This window comes from Paenibacillus pedocola, assembly GCF_031599675.1.
GTDB classification, from domain to species: domain Bacteria; phylum Bacillota; class Bacilli; order Paenibacillales; family Paenibacillaceae; genus Paenibacillus_AQ; species Paenibacillus_AQ pedocola.
This window is the reverse complement of the sequence record NZ_CP134223.1, coordinates 4213857-4230045: the sequence shown is the minus strand read 5'-3', so window position 1 is coordinate 4230045 and position 16189 is coordinate 4213857. Positions and strand designations below refer to the sequence as shown.

At 48.3% G+C, this 16189-nt stretch carries 17 protein-coding genes, 1 riboswitch and 1 other annotated feature; of the genes, 12 read left to right on the top strand and 5 right to left on the bottom strand.

What is annotated here, in order from left to right:
- Positions 1-52 precede the first annotated feature (52 nt).
- Positions 53-146: riboswitch (cyclic di-GMP riboswitch) on the bottom strand.
- 445 nt (positions 147-591) lie between these two features.
- Together QU597_RS18805 and QU597_RS18800 are read right to left on the bottom strand one after the other, a co-directional pair.
- A complete protein-coding gene (locus QU597_RS18805; protein WP_310829347.1) occupies positions 592-1842 on the bottom strand; it encodes a methyl-accepting chemotaxis protein in 1251 nt (416 codons plus the stop codon).
- Positions 1843-1947: 105 nt separating this feature from the next.
- On the bottom strand, positions 1948-2919 hold the full coding sequence (locus QU597_RS18800; protein WP_310829346.1) for a helix-turn-helix transcriptional regulator: 972 nt from the start codon (positions 2917-2919) through the stop codon (positions 1948-1950).
- A gap of 136 nt (positions 2920-3055) precedes the next feature.
- Between QU597_RS18800 and QU597_RS18795 the strand changes: the two genes are divergently transcribed.
- A complete protein-coding gene (locus QU597_RS18795) occupies positions 3056-3904 on the top strand; it encodes an SDR family NAD(P)-dependent oxidoreductase (RefSeq protein ID WP_310829345.1) in 849 nt (282 codons plus the stop codon).
- Positions 3905-3978: 74 nt separating this feature from the next.
- Here QU597_RS18795 and serA read toward each other — a convergent pair whose 3' ends face one another.
- Both serA and QU597_RS18785 read right to left on the bottom strand, forming a co-directional pair.
- Positions 3979-5571, bottom strand: coding sequence for a phosphoglycerate dehydrogenase (gene serA, locus QU597_RS18790; RefSeq protein ID WP_310829344.1), 1593 nt, complete (start codon positions 5569-5571; stop codon positions 3979-3981).
- Positions 5572-5812: 241 nt separating this feature from the next.
- Positions 5813-6039: a binding site (T-box leader), on the bottom strand.
- Between the two features lie 110 nt (positions 6040-6149).
- Complete coding sequence (locus QU597_RS18785) at positions 6150-7058, bottom strand: hypothetical protein (protein ID WP_310829343.1); 909 nt, start codon at positions 7056-7058, stop codon at positions 6150-6152.
- Positions 7059-7123: 65 nt separating this feature from the next.
- Here QU597_RS18785 and QU597_RS18780 point away from each other — a divergent pair, with 65 nt between their 5' ends.
- Genes QU597_RS18780 through QU597_RS18770 form a run of 3 tightly spaced genes read left to right on the top strand, consistent with a single transcriptional unit; the run spans position 7124 to position 8921 of the window.
- Entirely contained in the window at positions 7124-7717 is a 594-nt protein-coding gene (locus tag QU597_RS18780; protein ID WP_310829342.1) for a CPBP family glutamic-type intramembrane protease, read from the top strand.
- Entirely contained in the window at positions 7714-8085 is a 372-nt protein-coding gene (locus tag QU597_RS18775; RefSeq protein WP_310829341.1) for a hypothetical protein, read from the top strand. Before QU597_RS18780 ends, QU597_RS18775 begins: the two co-directional genes overlap by 4 nt.
- Complete coding sequence (locus QU597_RS18770; RefSeq protein WP_310829340.1) at positions 8079-8921, top strand: metallophosphoesterase; 843 nt, start codon at positions 8079-8081, stop codon at positions 8919-8921. Before QU597_RS18775 ends, QU597_RS18770 begins: the two co-directional genes overlap by 7 nt.
- 151 nt (positions 8922-9072) lie before the next feature.
- On the opposite strand, the gene QU597_RS18765 is transcribed toward QU597_RS18770, so the two are convergent.
- Positions 9073-9909: a polysaccharide deacetylase family protein gene (locus tag QU597_RS18765; RefSeq protein ID WP_370656196.1), complete on the bottom strand. Its 837-nt coding sequence runs from the start codon at positions 9907-9909 to the stop codon at positions 9073-9075.
- Positions 9910-10096: 187 nt separating this feature from the next.
- On the opposite strand from QU597_RS18765, the gene QU597_RS18760 reads away from it, so the two are divergent.
- From QU597_RS18760 to QU597_RS18725, 8 genes are all read left to right on the top strand, one after another.
- Positions 10097-10465 (top strand): hypothetical protein, encoded by a 369-nt coding sequence (locus tag QU597_RS18760; protein WP_310829338.1) that lies wholly within the window; start codon positions 10097-10099, stop codon positions 10463-10465.
- 220 nt (positions 10466-10685) lie between these two features.
- The gene (locus QU597_RS18755; protein WP_054941380.1) at positions 10686-11300 is read left to right on the top strand and encodes a genetic competence negative regulator; all 615 of its coding nucleotides are present in this window, start codon (positions 10686-10688) and stop codon (positions 11298-11300) included.
- Positions 11301-11422: 122 nt separating this feature from the next.
- A complete protein-coding gene (gene prsW / locus QU597_RS18750) occupies positions 11423-12118 on the top strand; it encodes a glutamic-type intramembrane protease PrsW (protein WP_310829337.1) in 696 nt (231 codons plus the stop codon).
- Between the two features lie 75 nt (positions 12119-12193).
- Positions 12194-12340 (top strand): hypothetical protein, encoded by a 147-nt coding sequence (locus QU597_RS18745; protein WP_206100857.1) that lies wholly within the window; start codon positions 12194-12196, stop codon positions 12338-12340.
- Positions 12341-12453: 113 nt separating this feature from the next.
- The gene (gene ypeB, locus QU597_RS18740) at positions 12454-13812 is read left to right on the top strand and encodes a germination protein YpeB (RefSeq protein WP_310829336.1); all 1359 of its coding nucleotides are present in this window, start codon (positions 12454-12456) and stop codon (positions 13810-13812) included.
- Between the two features lie 152 nt (positions 13813-13964).
- The gene (locus tag QU597_RS18735; protein ID WP_310829335.1) at positions 13965-14618 is read left to right on the top strand and encodes a flagellar brake protein; all 654 of its coding nucleotides are present in this window, start codon (positions 13965-13967) and stop codon (positions 14616-14618) included.
- Positions 14619-14804: 186 nt separating this feature from the next.
- Positions 14805-15515, top strand: coding sequence for a (d)CMP kinase (gene cmk / locus QU597_RS18730; RefSeq protein ID WP_310829334.1), 711 nt, complete (start codon positions 14805-14807; stop codon positions 15513-15515).
- Positions 15512-16099: a lysophospholipid acyltransferase family protein gene (locus QU597_RS18725; RefSeq protein ID WP_310829333.1), complete on the top strand. Its 588-nt coding sequence runs from the start codon at positions 15512-15514 to the stop codon at positions 16097-16099. Before cmk ends, QU597_RS18725 begins: the two co-directional genes overlap by 4 nt.
- The last annotated feature ends 90 nt before the right edge of the window (positions 16100-16189 follow it).

The following is a 16189-nucleotide window of genomic DNA, read 5'->3' as shown; positions in this document are numbered from 1 at the left end:
CGGTTGCTTAAATAGTCATTTAGAACGTAAGGAATCTCAAACGTTCCGGCTCTTAGGCAACCTGGCTGTCCTGGTCCCGATAAAATGAGACTGTAGATCCATGGCTTTGCGTCATTCCCTTTCGGAGAATTTTGCCAATTATTGTTTAAATTTTCATTGGATAATTTTACTTTACAATATATTTTCAACTCTATCTTTGTCAATATATTTTCTGCGGAAAAAATCAGAAATTGACGAATTGCAGAACTTTATTCAGGATATATATAATGAAAAAAATGTCTGATAATGCAAATGCTAACCACTACTTGAATGCTTAGTGAACATAGGGGCAAGCTTCCAAAACTAAAAAAGAAATGGGCTATTTGAACTATTTATATATAGTAATTGTAAATTCATGAGGTGAATTAGATTAAATGGGGGAAAAGACCTAAAGGGAGAAGTACTGGTTATGATTAAGAAGAAGAGGAGCTGCAGAGGAGAAGTGCAAAAGCATTATCGTCAGTACTTCTATGAATAAATCAAATTATGCGGAGGGTAACGCCACAAAAAAACTGCCGCTTAAGGTAAGCGGCAGCAGTAAAATTAAGTGAACTAAAATTTGAAAATATGAATGGTTTTTTGCAGCTGGAAGACCGCTTGGGTCATTTTATCGGTCTCTTCGGCAACGGACTGCAAGGCGTTAATCTGCTCGTTCATGGCTGCGGATACTTCTTCAGTACCGGCTGCAGTCTGCTGGGTGATCGCGGATATATTTTCAATGGCACTGGAGATCTTGAGCGCACTTTCCAGCATGAGGTCACTCTCCGCAGAGAAGGCAGCGATTTGTTCGGTTATGTATTGGACACTTTGAACAATTTGCGAGAAAATATGTGCGGTTTCGACGATCATCTCATTCTGTACTTGAACCACTTCTTCATTGATTGCGATATTCTCCACAGCCTGCTTGATATCGGCTTCAATGCTGCGGACCAGACCGAAGACTTCTTTGGTGGAGGAAGTGGACTCTTCAGCGAGCTTCCGTACTTCCTGAGCGACAACGGCGAAACCGCGCCCATGCTCACCCGCACGTGCAGCCTCAATCGAGGCGTTAAGCGACAGCAGATTGGTCTGTTCGGCGATTTCCGTAATGCTCTTAGCAATCATCGAAATGCCGCGGGCATTTTGTGAGAGCGTCTCGATGGTGCTGGCCACCTTGTTCGTGGCTTCAATATTTTTGCGCATACCTTCTGCCTGGGTGTCAACGGACAGCCTGCCTTTTTCGACAAGTTCAAGCGTATGTATAGAACGTTTATTCATTTCCTTGGTAGAGCTTGTATAGTTGGAGACTTTGATTTCAATATCCTTGATCGAATCCGTCATATCTGCAATATCCACGGAGATCTCATTCGCCCCCTGGGCCAGTTCATTGGAAGAAGAAGCAACCTGTGCCATTACTATTTTTAGGTTCTGGTTCTTATCCTCGATGCCTCTGCTGGCGTCCATTACATGGCGGGTGATCTGTGAAGCCTCTGTCAGAATTTTCTTCAGCTTGTCTATCATAGTGTTGAAGGAACGGCTGACCTCTCCCATCGATCCGTTTTCGTCTGCCCTAAGAGTGAAGTCACCTTTTGCAATCGTGTGAGTTACATTGGAGATATCGTCAAAAGAGGATGTAAGCGTTCTCTCAACATAGCGCGCAAGAGGATAAGTCAGGCCGGCCAATGCGGCAACGAGCACGATGCCGAGAATGATTTTGCCCATAATCACCATTGTGATTAAAACCGGGACAGCAAATAATGCAGCGACAAGATAACAACCGGCAACAATTCTCTGTTTTAACGGAAGCTTGGTCAACCAGTTCATAATAAAGTTCCCCCTAAAAAATATGGTGTGTATTGTAATATTATAGGTGATTAACGGGGGATCAGTCTATTGTAAGAACTGACATAAATCATCAATTAAGCATGTCTAAAGAAGGGGGTATTGCATTCTTTCTTCATATAAAGTAATGGTTTCCCGCAAGCTGGTTATCACACTGTCAATCAGTTCCTGAGGCCCAGTAACCAGAGCATGTTGTCCTAACGATAATATAATTTTGCAGGCGGATTCCAGTGTCTGGAAATCGGCAAGGACTGTCAGCCAGCCGGCTTTGAAGGACGGCTCGATGCTTGTGACGGATACATACCGTTCCTGCTGAAGAGACGCTAGTGCAGTTTCCAAGATCAGCAAGGTGGCAGGGTAGCGGGGCAGCCCTGATTTGAAGGAGGCTGTGGATTCCTCCCAATAGCGGGCCAGCTCAAATCCTTGCGGCCGGGTAAACATATCGCGGGTGATTTGGGCATCGGTGATTCTGGAAACCCGGTAGGTCCTCATTCCATTGCTGGTTTCGGCAACGACATACCAGACACCGCGTTTGGCCACAAGTCCGAGCGGAGAAATCAGCCTAACCGTGCATTCATCGCCATTACTGTAAGTGAGCGATACTTTCCGGTTCTCCCAGATAGCTTCCTGCAGCAATGTAAGGAAAGGATAAGACTCACCGGAAGGATGCCATCCGGCACCATCGATATGGATACGCGAACTCAGAAATTGGAGCGGAGAGTCTTGAGGTTTGGCTGCTGCTTCCAGTTTGCGGACAGCAGAAGAGAAATCATCCTGAATTCCCAGCGCTTCTAAGATTGAGGCATCTGCTGTCAGGAGCAAAGAGCCAATCTCATTCGGCTTCATTCCTGTCAAGGAAGTTCTGTAGCCTTCAGCAAGCATCCAGCCGCCATCGCGTCCTCTTTCTGCCAGCACAGGGACTCCGGAGGAACTGAGCGCCTCCATGTCGCGTATAACGGTCCGCTCAGAGACCTCAAGCATACGTGCAAGCTCACGTGAGCTGAGTTTGCCTCGGCTTTGCAGCAGAAGCATTATGGATAATAAGCGGTCTGCCCTCATTAAATCACTCCTCTCCTAAAACGTTTTTTTCAGTGTACCACATATATATGTCAATTGGTGTCATATATAAGCGTTACAATAATTAACGAAAGCGGAGAAACAATACTAAGGACTGAAAATGGAGAGGGGCGAATTAATGTTGACAAATCTGCGGGGAAAAGTAGCACTGGTTACCGGAGCAAGCAGAGGAGCAGGGCGGGGGATCGCGATGGAACTGGCCAAAGCGGGCGCTTACGTCTATCTAACCGGCAGAAGTTCCGGTGCCCAGCAGGAAGGGCGCCGGAAAGGGACAGTAGACAGTGTGATAAATGAGATTCTCCTTAGTGGAGGTGAGGGAGCGGCTATCCGCTGTGACCACACTAAGGATAGTCAGACAGAGAGTGTTGTCCGGCAGATCGCCGAAGAGCAGGGCAGACTTGATATCCTGGTCAACAATGTATGGGGCGGTAATGAACTCCCGATCGACAGCAAACCGTTCTGGGAGCTGCCGACAGAGCACTGGGGGAATATGTTCGATGCTGGTGTCAGGGCGCAGCTGATGACTAACTATTATGCGATTCCGCTGATGCGCAGCAGCCAGGACGGCGGGAGACTGATTATTCACACCACCTATTGGGACCGTTATAAATACATCGGTAATTTATATTATGATCTGGCCAAAAATGCACTGGTTCGCATGGCTTACGGATTGTCTGTTGAACTCGCTGCGGACGGAATTGCCGTTATTCCGCTGTCACCCGGGTGGATGCGGACCGAGCTGGTGCTGGAGAGCCTTGGTACAGACGAGGCACATTGGCAGGAGGTGGAGGAACTGAAGTCAAGTGAATCTACGGCGTATATAGGACGGGCAGTAGTGGCCCTGGCCGCAGATGCTGATAAGATGGCTTTGACGGGAATTCCACTGCAGGTAGGGGAACTGGCGGAGAAATACGGATTCACGGATATTGACGGACGCAGAGTGCCGGTCTTTCACGTCCCTGAATAAAGAAAAACGCCCGTTTGGAATGGACGGCAATCCAGCCGCATTCCGAACGGGCGTTTTTTATTTGCTAAAAGATTCTACAGCAGAATAACTTCTTCTGCAGTATTAATTTCCTGCAATCCGGCCAGCTTAACCAGGACTTGCTGCGGTACTGCCTTGTCGACGGTCAGAAGCATAATTGCCGCACCGCCGACGATTTTGCGTCCCACCTGCATGGATGCGATATTGACGTCATTTTCACCCAGCAATGTGCCGACGAGACCGATAATTCCCGGTTTATCGTTGTGGGAGATCAGAATTTGATGGCCTTCCGGAGCAATGTCGACCGGGAATTTATTCACTTGGACGATACGCTCGCCGTATCCCTGCAGCAGGGTACCAGCTACCAGGCGTTCCTCGTCCGGATCTGCTTTCAGAGTAACGGTAATCAGGTTAGTGAAGCCTTTGGTCTTAGGGGATTTCGTAACAATTACATTAACATCCCTGGTTTTAGCCAAATGCATGGAGTTGACGATATTGACATCGCCGCCGAAGTGGCGGGAGAGCACACCCTTAACAATATAGCGGGTCAGCGGCTGTGTATCCACGTCCGAGAGATCTCCGGCATATTCGACAGTGATTTCACTGATCGCACCGTGTGTGAGCTGTGTAGCGAAGCTGCCAAGCTTCTCGCCGAGGGTGAAGTATGGCTGGAGCTTATTCATTACGCTTGGTGCAACCGGCGGAATGTTAACAGCATTGATGAACGGCTCGTTGCGCAGAATGTGCAGCACCTGCTCCGATACGTCGATGGCTACGTTCTCCTGGGCTTCTACGGTTGAGGCACCGAGATGCGGGGTTACGATGATCTTAGGATGGGACAGGAACGGGTGATCGGCCTGCGGCGGTTCCTTCTCGAATACGTCGAAGGCAGCCCCGGCAACAATTCCGCTGTCGATTGCTTCAACGAGTGCCATTTCATCAATGACTCCCCCGCGGGCACAGTTAATGATACGCATTCCCTTTTTCATAACTTCAAACTGCGGGCGGGAAATCATATGACGGGTTTCGGCAGTGAGCGGAGTGTGTACGGTAATGAAATCCGCACCGCGGACGATGTCGTCAACGGAAGCAAGTTTTACTTCCAGCTTCTCCGCACGGTCAGGGGTCAGGAACGGATCGTAGGCAAGAATGTTCATGCCGAACGCTTTAGCGCGTTTAGCTACTTCGCTGCCGATGCGGCCCATACCGAGAACACCTAATGTTTTGCCGCGCAGCTCTACGCCAAGGAAGGTCTTCTTATCCCACACGCCGGAAATCGTCTTGGCATAAGCCTGCGGGATGTGGCGCGCCAGTGCCATCATCATGGCGAATGCATGCTCACAGGTTGTAATTGTATTTCCGTCCGGGGCGTTAATGACCACGACACCGCGCTGCGTAGCCGCCTCCAGCTTGATGTTGTCAACTCCGACTCCGGCACGGCCGATAACCTTCAGGTTGGTGCCGGCAGCGATTATTTTCTCTGTAACCGTCGTCTGGCTGCGGACAAGCAGACCGTCATATTCGCCAATGATGGCAATCAGTTCATCTTCGCTCAGTCCTGTTTTCTTGTCCACAACTACATCGTTTGCGTCCATCAATTGCTGAATGCCCAAATCACTGATCGGATCCGATACTAATACTTTAAACATGGTTTCTTATCCCCCTTAAAAGTTAGAAAGCTTAATATGCCTAAGGATGCCCTCATGAGGCAGTCCACAGTACCAGATTACTCAATAACAGTTGTAAAGCATTGTCAAAATAACAGAGTAACGCGCTGTCGCATAAAAGAGAAAGCATGTAGGAACACCAGAAACACGGACAGTGGGCTTTTAGACCAAAAATCATAAATATGGGTAACAAAAAAACCCCCAACCCCATACTACTGCCGTAGTAAGGGACGAGAGTTATCGTGGTACCACCCTAATTCACTGCAACTGTTAAGAAGCAGCCTCATTGGCCTGCAAAGGCCACACTGATAACGGAGATGATCCGATTGCACCTACTATTCGTTCGATACAATATCTCAGGAGCGCTAAAAAATTCTGTCCGCCACCGGTTTGCACCACCCACCGGCTCTCTGAAGACTACCAGAATCTTTGTTCCTTCATCGGTTTTGCGTGATTAATTTTTCATAATGTAACATGGTGATGCCAGATGTGTCAATAGGCTTATTCGCCGGGCCGCCTTGAAGTGAATTTCATTTTTCGTTATGATGCAATAGCTGGTTCTACTCATAAAAGAAGGGCAGCTGCGGCATGATTTCCTTGCCATAGTACTGTTCCCGCCATTTCATGAAGTCCTGCTCCTGTACAGCGCCCGTTGAAATTAACAGGGTGACCGAAGACTGGACGTCCTTCAGTTTCAGTGAGCTGGCTGTGCCGGAATAGATCATGTCATCGATCTTCGCTGTAATATCCTGAGGATCGTATCCGCCGTATATCTTCCGGTTCAGCATAATATTCGCGATAGTCGAGTTCTTGAGCAGGAGAGGCATCTTTTTCCAAGCTACGAAGGACAGCGTTTTGAGCTCCCCGGGCTCAGCAGGGATGATGCTGTTCGTTTTGGAACCCCATTTGAGCATGGAATCGTAGAAGTCTTTTTGACCGAGCAGCCCGAATTTAATAGCACTTGCTGTAAAAGTGTCGTTCTTCAGTACTTTGGCAGTTTCGGCGCCGGATGTCCCTGCGGTAACCTTGCTCGAAGCCTGGGAGAAGAGCGTCAGGCTTTTAAGTATGTTAAGCTGGGATTGAAACAAAAGTGGTGAACTGGTGAACAGAGAGTCCTTGCTGACCTTGTCATATTGCTTGTCCGCCAGGATACTGAGATTTTTCAGTGTTGCCGCGTTCTCACGTGCATCCGTGCTGCGTGCGAGATTTTCTACTTCATTGTTCCAATTCCGCTTGAATTCCCGGTAAGGCAAAAATACGTTATGATAGAAAGTAACAAGATCCTGCTGCTGGTATGAGCCGGAGAATTCCTCCACCGCCCCTTCAGCATCGTTTAGATGAGAATATTTTGCCTCTGTCTTGTCAGCTCCAACCTTCACTCCCGTGAAAAATGCGGCAAATGCGCAAATCAGGAAAAATAGAAAACTTAGGGTATACAACATTTGAGTGCGGGAGGTACGGCTATTCATAATTAGTGCTCCTTCTTCTAGGGAAATTATCTTATGTAAAAACAATTTAGAACAGGCAGGTTACCATGAAAAAATTTAAATTTGGCGATATCAAAATCAAAAAGGCCGACCCTCAGCATCTTACTGATAAGCTGCTTCTGCTCAATCTCTATATTACACAGGGGCTTACCTTATTTATCGGTTTGATATGGATATTATTGCAGAAAAGAAATCCGTTTGACATATTAAATTTTCCCGGCAGCGCCAAATTTGTGCTCTGGGGCCTTGGTTTAGCTGGAATTATGCTGATTGTGGATTTTTTGTTAACCCATATCGTACCGGAAGAAAGCATGGATGATGGAGGCATAAATGATCTTTTATTCGGCCGCAGGCCGCTCTGGCACATCATCATCATCGCGGCCATGGTGGCCGTATGCGAAGAGCTTTTGTTTAGGGGAGCTATCCAGCACTCATTCGGACCCTACTGGACAAGCATTCTGTTTGCAGTGATTCATGTGCGTTATTTGCGCCACTTTATTCCGACCGGCTGGGTGTTCCTCAGCAGTTATGGTCTGGGATATATTTACATCCACACAGGAACCCTGTGGGCACCGATATTATGTCATTTCCTGATCGATCTGTTCTCAGGGCTAGTGATCCGCTACAGGAGGGAATCATGAGCGAGGAATTAAGCCGGGTTAAATCCCGCAGCAAACCAAATAATGGCAAAGGCCAGCCTCGACTCAAGAGGGGAAAAGCAATGAGTACAACCCTATCAGCCACTGCGCAGAATGAACCGGTTGTCCCGGTGCCTGGAACGCTGTCCAGAAAAGCGAAATATGCGGCAGCTTCACCGAAACCTGCAGGAAACCGCCAGACAACTCAGGAGCCGGAAGATACGCCTTCCCGTTCCCAGAGCTATCCTTCTGAACGCGTCCGCCTGAGTAAAATATTCGTCAACTCGCTGTATTTTATATTTGTCCTGCTGCTTGCATCGCTTGTATGGTGGGGAATTGAAGGCGCACCTGAGCTGAGGACGTTATGGTAACCGCCTGGATGACAGCTATAGCGGCAGCTGCTGTTCTTGCGCTTTGCATCTTTGGATCAATAATGTTAGCTGCCGCTTTCAGGCATAGAATTATTGCCGAGGAAATAGTCCTGGATGCTTTGCCCCCAGGATTTGACGGCTTCCGTATTTTGTTTATTACTGATATCCACCGTAGACTGCTTCCCAAAGCCTTGCAGGCGTCCCTGGGCGGGGAGATCGATGCCGTATTCCTGGGCGGCGACATCACTGAGAAAGGGAATTCGCTAAGCCGTCTTTCTGATAATATGAACTTACTATGTTCCATTGCTCCTGTATATGCCGTTCATGGCAATCATGACTATAAGGCAAAGGTGCTACTTGTAGATAATATTATCCGCGGCAGCGGAGCCAGACTGCTTATGGATGAGAACGTCTTTCTCGAACGGAAAGGGCAGAAGCTGCTGCTGACAGGTGTGGATTTCCCTAAGCAGGGGGGCAAGAGAAAGTATGCCCCACTACCGCTTGCTCCTTTATCTGCTGTACCATACTGCAGGATCATCCTTGTGCACGATCCGCTGTGGCTCTCGAAGCAGTCCTCCGTTCCTGCAGACCTTGTCCTTGCCGGGCACACGCATGGCGGCCAGGTTGTTCTTCCGTTTGGCCTGCAAATGCATACCGATCCGTTCTATCGTACATATAATGCCGGCAAATACAGCATTCCCCGGGAAGATGGAACCGGAGCTGATGCCAAGCTACTGATCAGCCGCGGCTTCGGTACAGCACATCTCCCGATCCGCTGGCGCAGTCCTGCAGAAATTCATGTGCTGACGCTGCGTCTAGGACAGGACAGGGCTTGAACTTGAAGCCTTGAGCCATATATTTTATGAATAAATTGGGTGTTCCCCTTTCAACGAGTTTTGTTCATACCCTAATGTAAACGTAAAAAAGGGATCCCGGGCAATAGTGCCTGGGATCCCTTTTTTTGGGGAGTATAAGTACTTTATGCTTTTAGCGCATCTTCAGCTCAATGCTTCGCGGGTCGACAAAGCTGTATCCTTTGCCTTCCAGGGTGGTAAGCAGCTTGTCAAGTGCCTCTACAGTCCATGGAAGCTCATGCATCAGTATATTGCTGCCGGAGTGAAGCTGACCTGTCACATTTTTAATCAGTGTATCGGTTTTTCCCTGTTCCTTCTCTTTCATTTCCCAATCCAGCGATCCGACAGACCAGGTCATATAAAGCAGGCCGTTCTCCGCAGCTACCTTTTTACCGACATCCCCGCCTGCACCGTGCGGCGGACGGAAGAATACCGGGGATTCGCCGGTTACCTGCTTCACGATAGTCTGCACATTCTCGATCTGTTTCTTTACTTCACTGTACGATTTATCTTTCAGGACAATATGATCCCAGCTGTGGTTCCCAAGAATGCCACCGCGGTCGTGGATCAGCTTTAGCAGTTCTGGATGCTCCTTCACCCGGTAGCCGTTCACGAAAAAGATTGCCTTCGCCTGATGTTTATCCAGCGTGTCGATCAGTGAATTAATCATATCCGCTTCCTTAGGACCGTCATCAAAGGTAAGCAGGACCACTTTTTTATTTGTTCCTTCTTCATTTGGGACAATGTCGTAATTTTTGTTCATATGGTACAGCAGTGGGATTTCTGCTGAAGCCGGTTCTTCACTGGGCTGGGCCGTTGCGCCTGTTTCGGAAGTAGCCGTTGCGGCTGCTGTTTCATTTCCTCCGGTACCTTCAGAGGTTGGAGAAGGAGAAGGACTTGGTGCTGCAGGGCTCTTACCCTGGTCAGCTGGTGCTGCTGAGGCTTCCTGGTTAGCGCTGGCAGATGGCATTACACTGCTCCCTGTAGTGTCCCCGTTCTTCCCGCCGCTGCAAGCAGACAGCAGTAGGGTTGCCAGTAGGAGTGCTGATATTGCTTTACCCACTTTTTTCATCTCGCTTTCTTGTTGTTTGGCTGTATGAGCCGGAATCTTTCCGCGAACACTAAGCATGATTTTACCATACAAGGAGGTTAGAGATATGAATACTTCGTCATTTCTATGCGGAGTGATGCTGGGTGCAGCCGCCAGTATGATGATGTCCAAAAAACGCAGTACCATGATGTCCTCGCTCCTGCAGCCGGGCGGCCAGATGCAGGGGGCAGGGGAGAAGGCACGGGACAAAATTATGGGTATGGCGATGACCGGATTCGGCAGCACCCAAACGGACGGCGCCAATGAGAAAGCTGAGCATAAGGCTGCCAGCAATGCCGACCAGAAGGAGTCTGCGATTAAATCCAAGGAATCCAATCTTAAATTGCTGAAGGATTTCATCCGCAGTAACCCTGATGTAAAACATGAAGTAGAGCAAATTCTTAAAGAAACTCATACAGCAATACCCGGTTTGTAACCGCAAAGCAACATTGCAGAATCATTTTGGGGATGATTCCATCCGCAAAATGATTCTTTTTTTATCAGACAGCGCGAATAAATGGGTCATAAAAATATTTATTTACGTGCATTTACAGCGCCAAAATGATAACATACATACATAGTAACCATTTTTGGCTCATTACTCGGGACTCATCATACATTAATATTAAATGAGCTTGCAAAAGGAGGATCCTGTCATGAGAATAGAGCGATTAGGTCAAGATAAGATACGGATTTTCCTCACTTTTGACGACCTGAGCGAGCGGGGCATCCAGAAGGAAGATATGTGGCAGGAAGTTCCCAAGGTGCATGACCTTTTTACGGAAATGATGGACCAGGCGTACAGTGAACTTGGTTTTGACGCTACAGGTCCGCTTGCCGTGGAAGTGTTCGCATTGCCCGCGCAAGGTATGGTCGTTATTGTGACCCGGGGGAAATATGATCACCATCAGTACGGTGGAGCCGGGGAAGAAGAAATGCCTGAAGAGATTTACGAAATGGAAGTTACTCTAGAACAAAGCGACTCCATTGTGTATGCATTCCGCGATTTTGAAGTTTTGGTTGAAGCGGCTCATGTGCTCATCGGCAATATTACTTCCCAGGGAAAACTGTATTCTTATAACGATAAATGGTACCTCTACTTCGATCCGAAGGAATATGAAGAGAATGTCCTTACGGGAATTGTAGCCGTATTGTCGGAGTTCGGGGATTCGTCCCCTGTTACAGAAGCTGTTCTGGATGAATACGGAAAGACCGTAATGGCTGAGAATGCAATCCAGTTATTGTGCACTCATTTTAAGCGCCAGGAATAAGCGGTTGAGGAGAGCCCGGGCCTGCGCCCGGCCCTTTCCTCTAGTTTTGAAATATGACTTTCCTGTGTACCGCCGGGTTCAGCGGTAACAGATAGGAGAGATAAGCTCGGGGAGGTTATTCGGTGCTTTTGTTATCGGTCATTACGTCGGCAGTGGCACCGGGACTTGCGCTGCTGACTTTTTTCTATCTGAAAGATAAGTATGATCAGGAACCGCTGCATATGGTCATAAAGGTATTTTTGCTCGGCCTGCTGATTGTTTTTCCGGTTATGATCATTCAGAGGGGCATGGTGCTGGGGCTGAGTGGTGGTCCCTATGTCGATTCTTTCCTCATCTCTTCAGGAGTGGAGGAATGCTTGAAGTGGTTTGTGCTGTACCATATGATTTACAATCATACCGAATTTGACGAGCCATATGATGGAATACTATATGCCGTAGCGATTTCGCTAGGCTTTGCAACAATTGAGAATATAATGTATGCCTGGTACAGCCATGCTTCTATCGGTTCAATGTTTATGAGGGCATTGCTGCCGGTCTCGGGACATGCGATGTTCGGAGTTATTATGGGATATCACATGGGCAGAGCCAAGTTCTCGAGGGGGAACAGAACGCGGGGAGTCCTGCTAGTCTCGCTCTTGCTGCCTTGGCTGTGGCATGGAATCTATGACTTTATACTAAGTACTACAGCGAATTACTGGATATGGTTTATCGTGCCTCTGATGGCTGTATTATGGTATGGAGGCATGGGAAAGGTGGCGCTGGCCAACAGCCGCTCCCCGTTCCGTTTTTTGAAGCGTGAGGAAGAGGTTAACCTATAAATGAGATGGACACACTTAATCTTACCCGGAAAGTTCCGTAAGCAAGGAATTCCAGAGAGGAGAGAGGTGTCTTTTTTGCGTGTAAAAGTGCGGATTGTCTGCAAGCAGTGTGGTGAAACCTACATATTAAGAGGTAACAAGGAGCACGGAGTGATACAGACCGGCTTCAAGCAGTGCCTGTGCAGCAGCAGCAGCGGTTTTGAGATTGAAGAACGGGCCTGAACCGGAGGCTCTGGAAGTATTCTCTTTTTTTTGGGGGCCAGTAAGGTGCATAACTCTTCTCAGTTATTGTCAAACTAACGGCAATAAGCTACCGAAAGGAGTCTTGCAGCCCTATGTACAAAAGATTAAGTGCCATAATGTTCCCGCTTACCGCATTGTTGCTGGTAGGAGCGCTGGTCTGGGGATATCAGGAGAACCAGGAGAAAAACTCAATTCTAATCAAAGCGGAGAATCAGTATCAGCGAGCCTTCCATGATCTTTCTTTTCACGTGGAGCGGCTTCATGGTGAACTCGGTAATACCCTTGCAGTGAACTCTTCCTCGAACGGAATGCACCGCAAAGGCCTCGTTAATGTATGGCGGTTAACCAGTGAGGCACAGAATGAGATCAACCAGCTTCCGCTTACATTGTTGCCGTTCAGTGAGACGGAGGAATTTCTTTCGAAGATCGCCAACTTCTCTTATAAAGCTGCTGTCCGTGACTTCACGAAAAAGCCGCTGACAGAAGCCGAATTGGGAAACCTCAAGGCGCTCTATAAAAATTCCGGCGAAATCTCCAAGGATTTGCAGGAAGTGCAACAGAAGGTTATTGGCAATAAGCTGCGCTGGATGGATGTGGAGTCTGCACTCGCGACTGAGGAAAAAGCCGAGGATAATACGATTATTGACGGTTTTAAAACAGTGGATAAACGGGTTGCAGCCTATCCCGAACTGGATTGGGGGCCATCCGTGGCCAGCATTTATGACAAACGTTCCGTGAAGAAACTCGGGGGCAAGCCGGTTACTGCAGAGGAAATCAAAGCAAAAGCCGTGAAGTTTGCCGACATCGGCGGTAATGAGAAGGTGGATGTCCGTGAGAACGGAAAAGGCACCGAGTGGGCTTCATTTACGGCTATGGTGTCTAGCCCCGATCATCAGCAGCCGATCAGCATGGACTTTACAAGAGAAGGCGGGCTGCTGATTTCGTATAATGATAACCGCGAGGTCGGACCGGCCAAAGTCTCGATGAAACAGGCGGTAACCAAAGCAGGCGAATTCCTGAAAAAAAAGGGTTATCCGGGAATGACCGCAGTCAGTGCGGACCGTTATGATAATCTCGGGAACCTGACTTTTGTGAGCAGCCAGAACGGTGTGCTGATCTATCCTGAGAAAATGACGGTGCGGGTTGCACTGGATACGGGGGATCCTACTGGTTTCCAGGCGAGCGACTTTGTCAAAGAACATCAGGAAAAGCGCGAAATCCCCAAACCCGGCCTATCGCTTGCAGAGGCCAGAAAACACTTGAACCCGGAATTCAAAGAGCTTTATCACCGTCTGGCCTGGATTGAAAATGAAGATGCTGTGGAGCTTCTTACGTATGAATTCGGGGGCAAAATCAACGGTTCACAATACCGGATTTATTTGAATGCTGCGGATGGAAATGAAGAGGCAGTGGAAGAGGTGCGTACTTCCTCTGGAGCACAGGATAAATAAGTTCTAATTAAACAGGAGGTCAGTTCCCTAGAGGAGCCCCTCCTGTTTTTGTTTTAAATTCTGAAATTTTATAATATTTACTAACCCGGTGTCAAAAGGCCATGCTATAATCAAAAACAGATTAACTTACTAACTTTGTGGCGGTGACAGGTTTGTATCCCAAAATTAATGAACATCTATACATACAGGTAGCTTCCAGTGACCCGGCGGAAACGGAGATCGAATACCGATCCAGAATCGCGGATATGGAAGATGATGCTTTTCTGATTGAAATTCCGATGCAGGTGGATAAGGGACGGCTTAAAAAGCTGTTTATGGGTGACGAGCTCTCCGTATACTTTATTACTGAAGGCGGGATTAAGAATTATTTCAATACTCATGTTATCGGATTTAAAGAAGATGTGATCCGTATGGTCCGGATTCGCAAGCCGGAAGCGGAATCCATCTTCAAAATTCAGCGCCGCAGTTTTTTGCGCGTTAACGCTGAGCTTGAGCTCGCTGTGAAAGATGCACTAGGCAGCCGTTTTCTCGTCCGGACCGATGATATCGGGGGCGGGGGAACTTCATTTCTCAGCGACGCCAAGGTTAAGCTTGCGGTTTCCGACAAGCTCAGCTGCTGGCTGCTCCTTCCTTACCGCAACGGCAGCATGGAGCATGCGAATTTTGAAGGGGAAATTGTGCGGATGAAGCCGCTGGAAAACGGGCGCAGTCTCGTTATGCTGAAGTTCCTGTCCATTTCTGATGCTGAACGGCAAAAAATTATCCGCTATTGCTTTGAACGGCAGTTTGATTTCCGCAACCGCTGACCCTTTTACCGGATGTTTGTATGCGTTTAGCGGCATATGCTGTTTTGCACTGTGTTCCAAACTGTGGTATAATTTTATAAGTCGCAGGCAATGCCTGCTTTTTTCTTGATAATATCAGTAAGTCCCTGGAAATATGCGGCTTTGCCGTTTTTCCGGACGAAAGAGTGTTTGAGGAGGAATGCCCCGTTGGATAGGCAGGGGACACATACTAACGACAGAATTAACGTCGCCATCGACGGACCTGCCGGGGCAGGCAAGAGTACTGTAGCCCGATTGGTAGCACGCAAGCTGTCTTACATTTATGTTGATACGGGTGCTATGTACCGCGCAATTACCTGGTATATGCTCCGTGAAGGCATACCGCCGGAAGCCCATGATAAGGTGGATGAACTCGTCCGCGATATGGTGATTGAGCTTATTCCGGAGGAAGATGTACAGAAGGTGCTTATTAATGGGGAAGACGTAACCCCACATATCCGCAGTCTTCAGGTCAGCGGTCAAGTATCGCAGTATTCGAAACTCGAAGGCGTAAGATCCAGACTCAGTCATCTGCAGCGTCAGATGGCACTCCGCAAAGGGGTAGTCATGGACGGCCGCGATATCGGTACGACCGTACTGCCGGATGCCGAAGTGAAGATTTTCATGACGGCAAGTGTGGAGGAACGTGCCCTCCGCCGTTACAAGGAGCTGAAAGATGCGGAAACAGTGACTCTCCAGCAGCTTGAACACGATATTGCAGCCCGTGACCGTCTTGATGAAGGACGGGAGATTTCGCCGCTGCGCCGTGCAGAGGATGCTATTCTTCTTGACACGACCTATATGGATATCCATCAAGCCGTGGAAGCTATTGTCTCCCACTGCAGATCTCATGTTAACGGGGAGAGAAATCATTCATGATTTATGTTATTTGCCGTGGATTGCTTCGCTTGATTTATGCCATCCTGTTCCCGCTCAAGATTGTGGGGAAAGAAAATGTGCCAAAGGAGGGCGGGGTACTGCTCTGCGCGAACCATATCAGCCTGCTCGATCCGATGACGATTGGGATTAAGCTGAAACGTCAGGTCAAGTATATGGCCAAGGCCGAACTATTCAAGGTTCCGGTGCTGGGCTGGCTCATAGACAAACTGGGCGCTTTTCCTGTCAAACGTGGCGGCGTAAGCAAAGAATCCATTAAAACGGCCCTTAATACGCTTCGCAGCGGACATGTTATGGGCATTTTTCCGGAAGGAACGCGTAACTCTGATTCCGGCGTTGCTAAGAAAGGCGCAGCAAGCTTTGCGCTTCGCAGCGGCGCAGCAGTTGTTCCGGCCGCTATTATCGGTTCTTATAAGCCATTCCGCCGAATGACCGTTATTTATGGGGAACCCATTGATCTCAGCTCATTTGCCGGAGCAGGCAGCGAATCTCTTGAAGAAGTTACCGACGTAATTATGGGACGGATCCATGAGATGAGTAAGACCGGCAGGCCCAGTACGAAATAAATCCGTTAGCTTTGAGCTTTTTACGAATGCTGAGGAATAACGGCATAACCGCTATTTTTTGGAACATACTAACTTAAAAATACAAGTGGT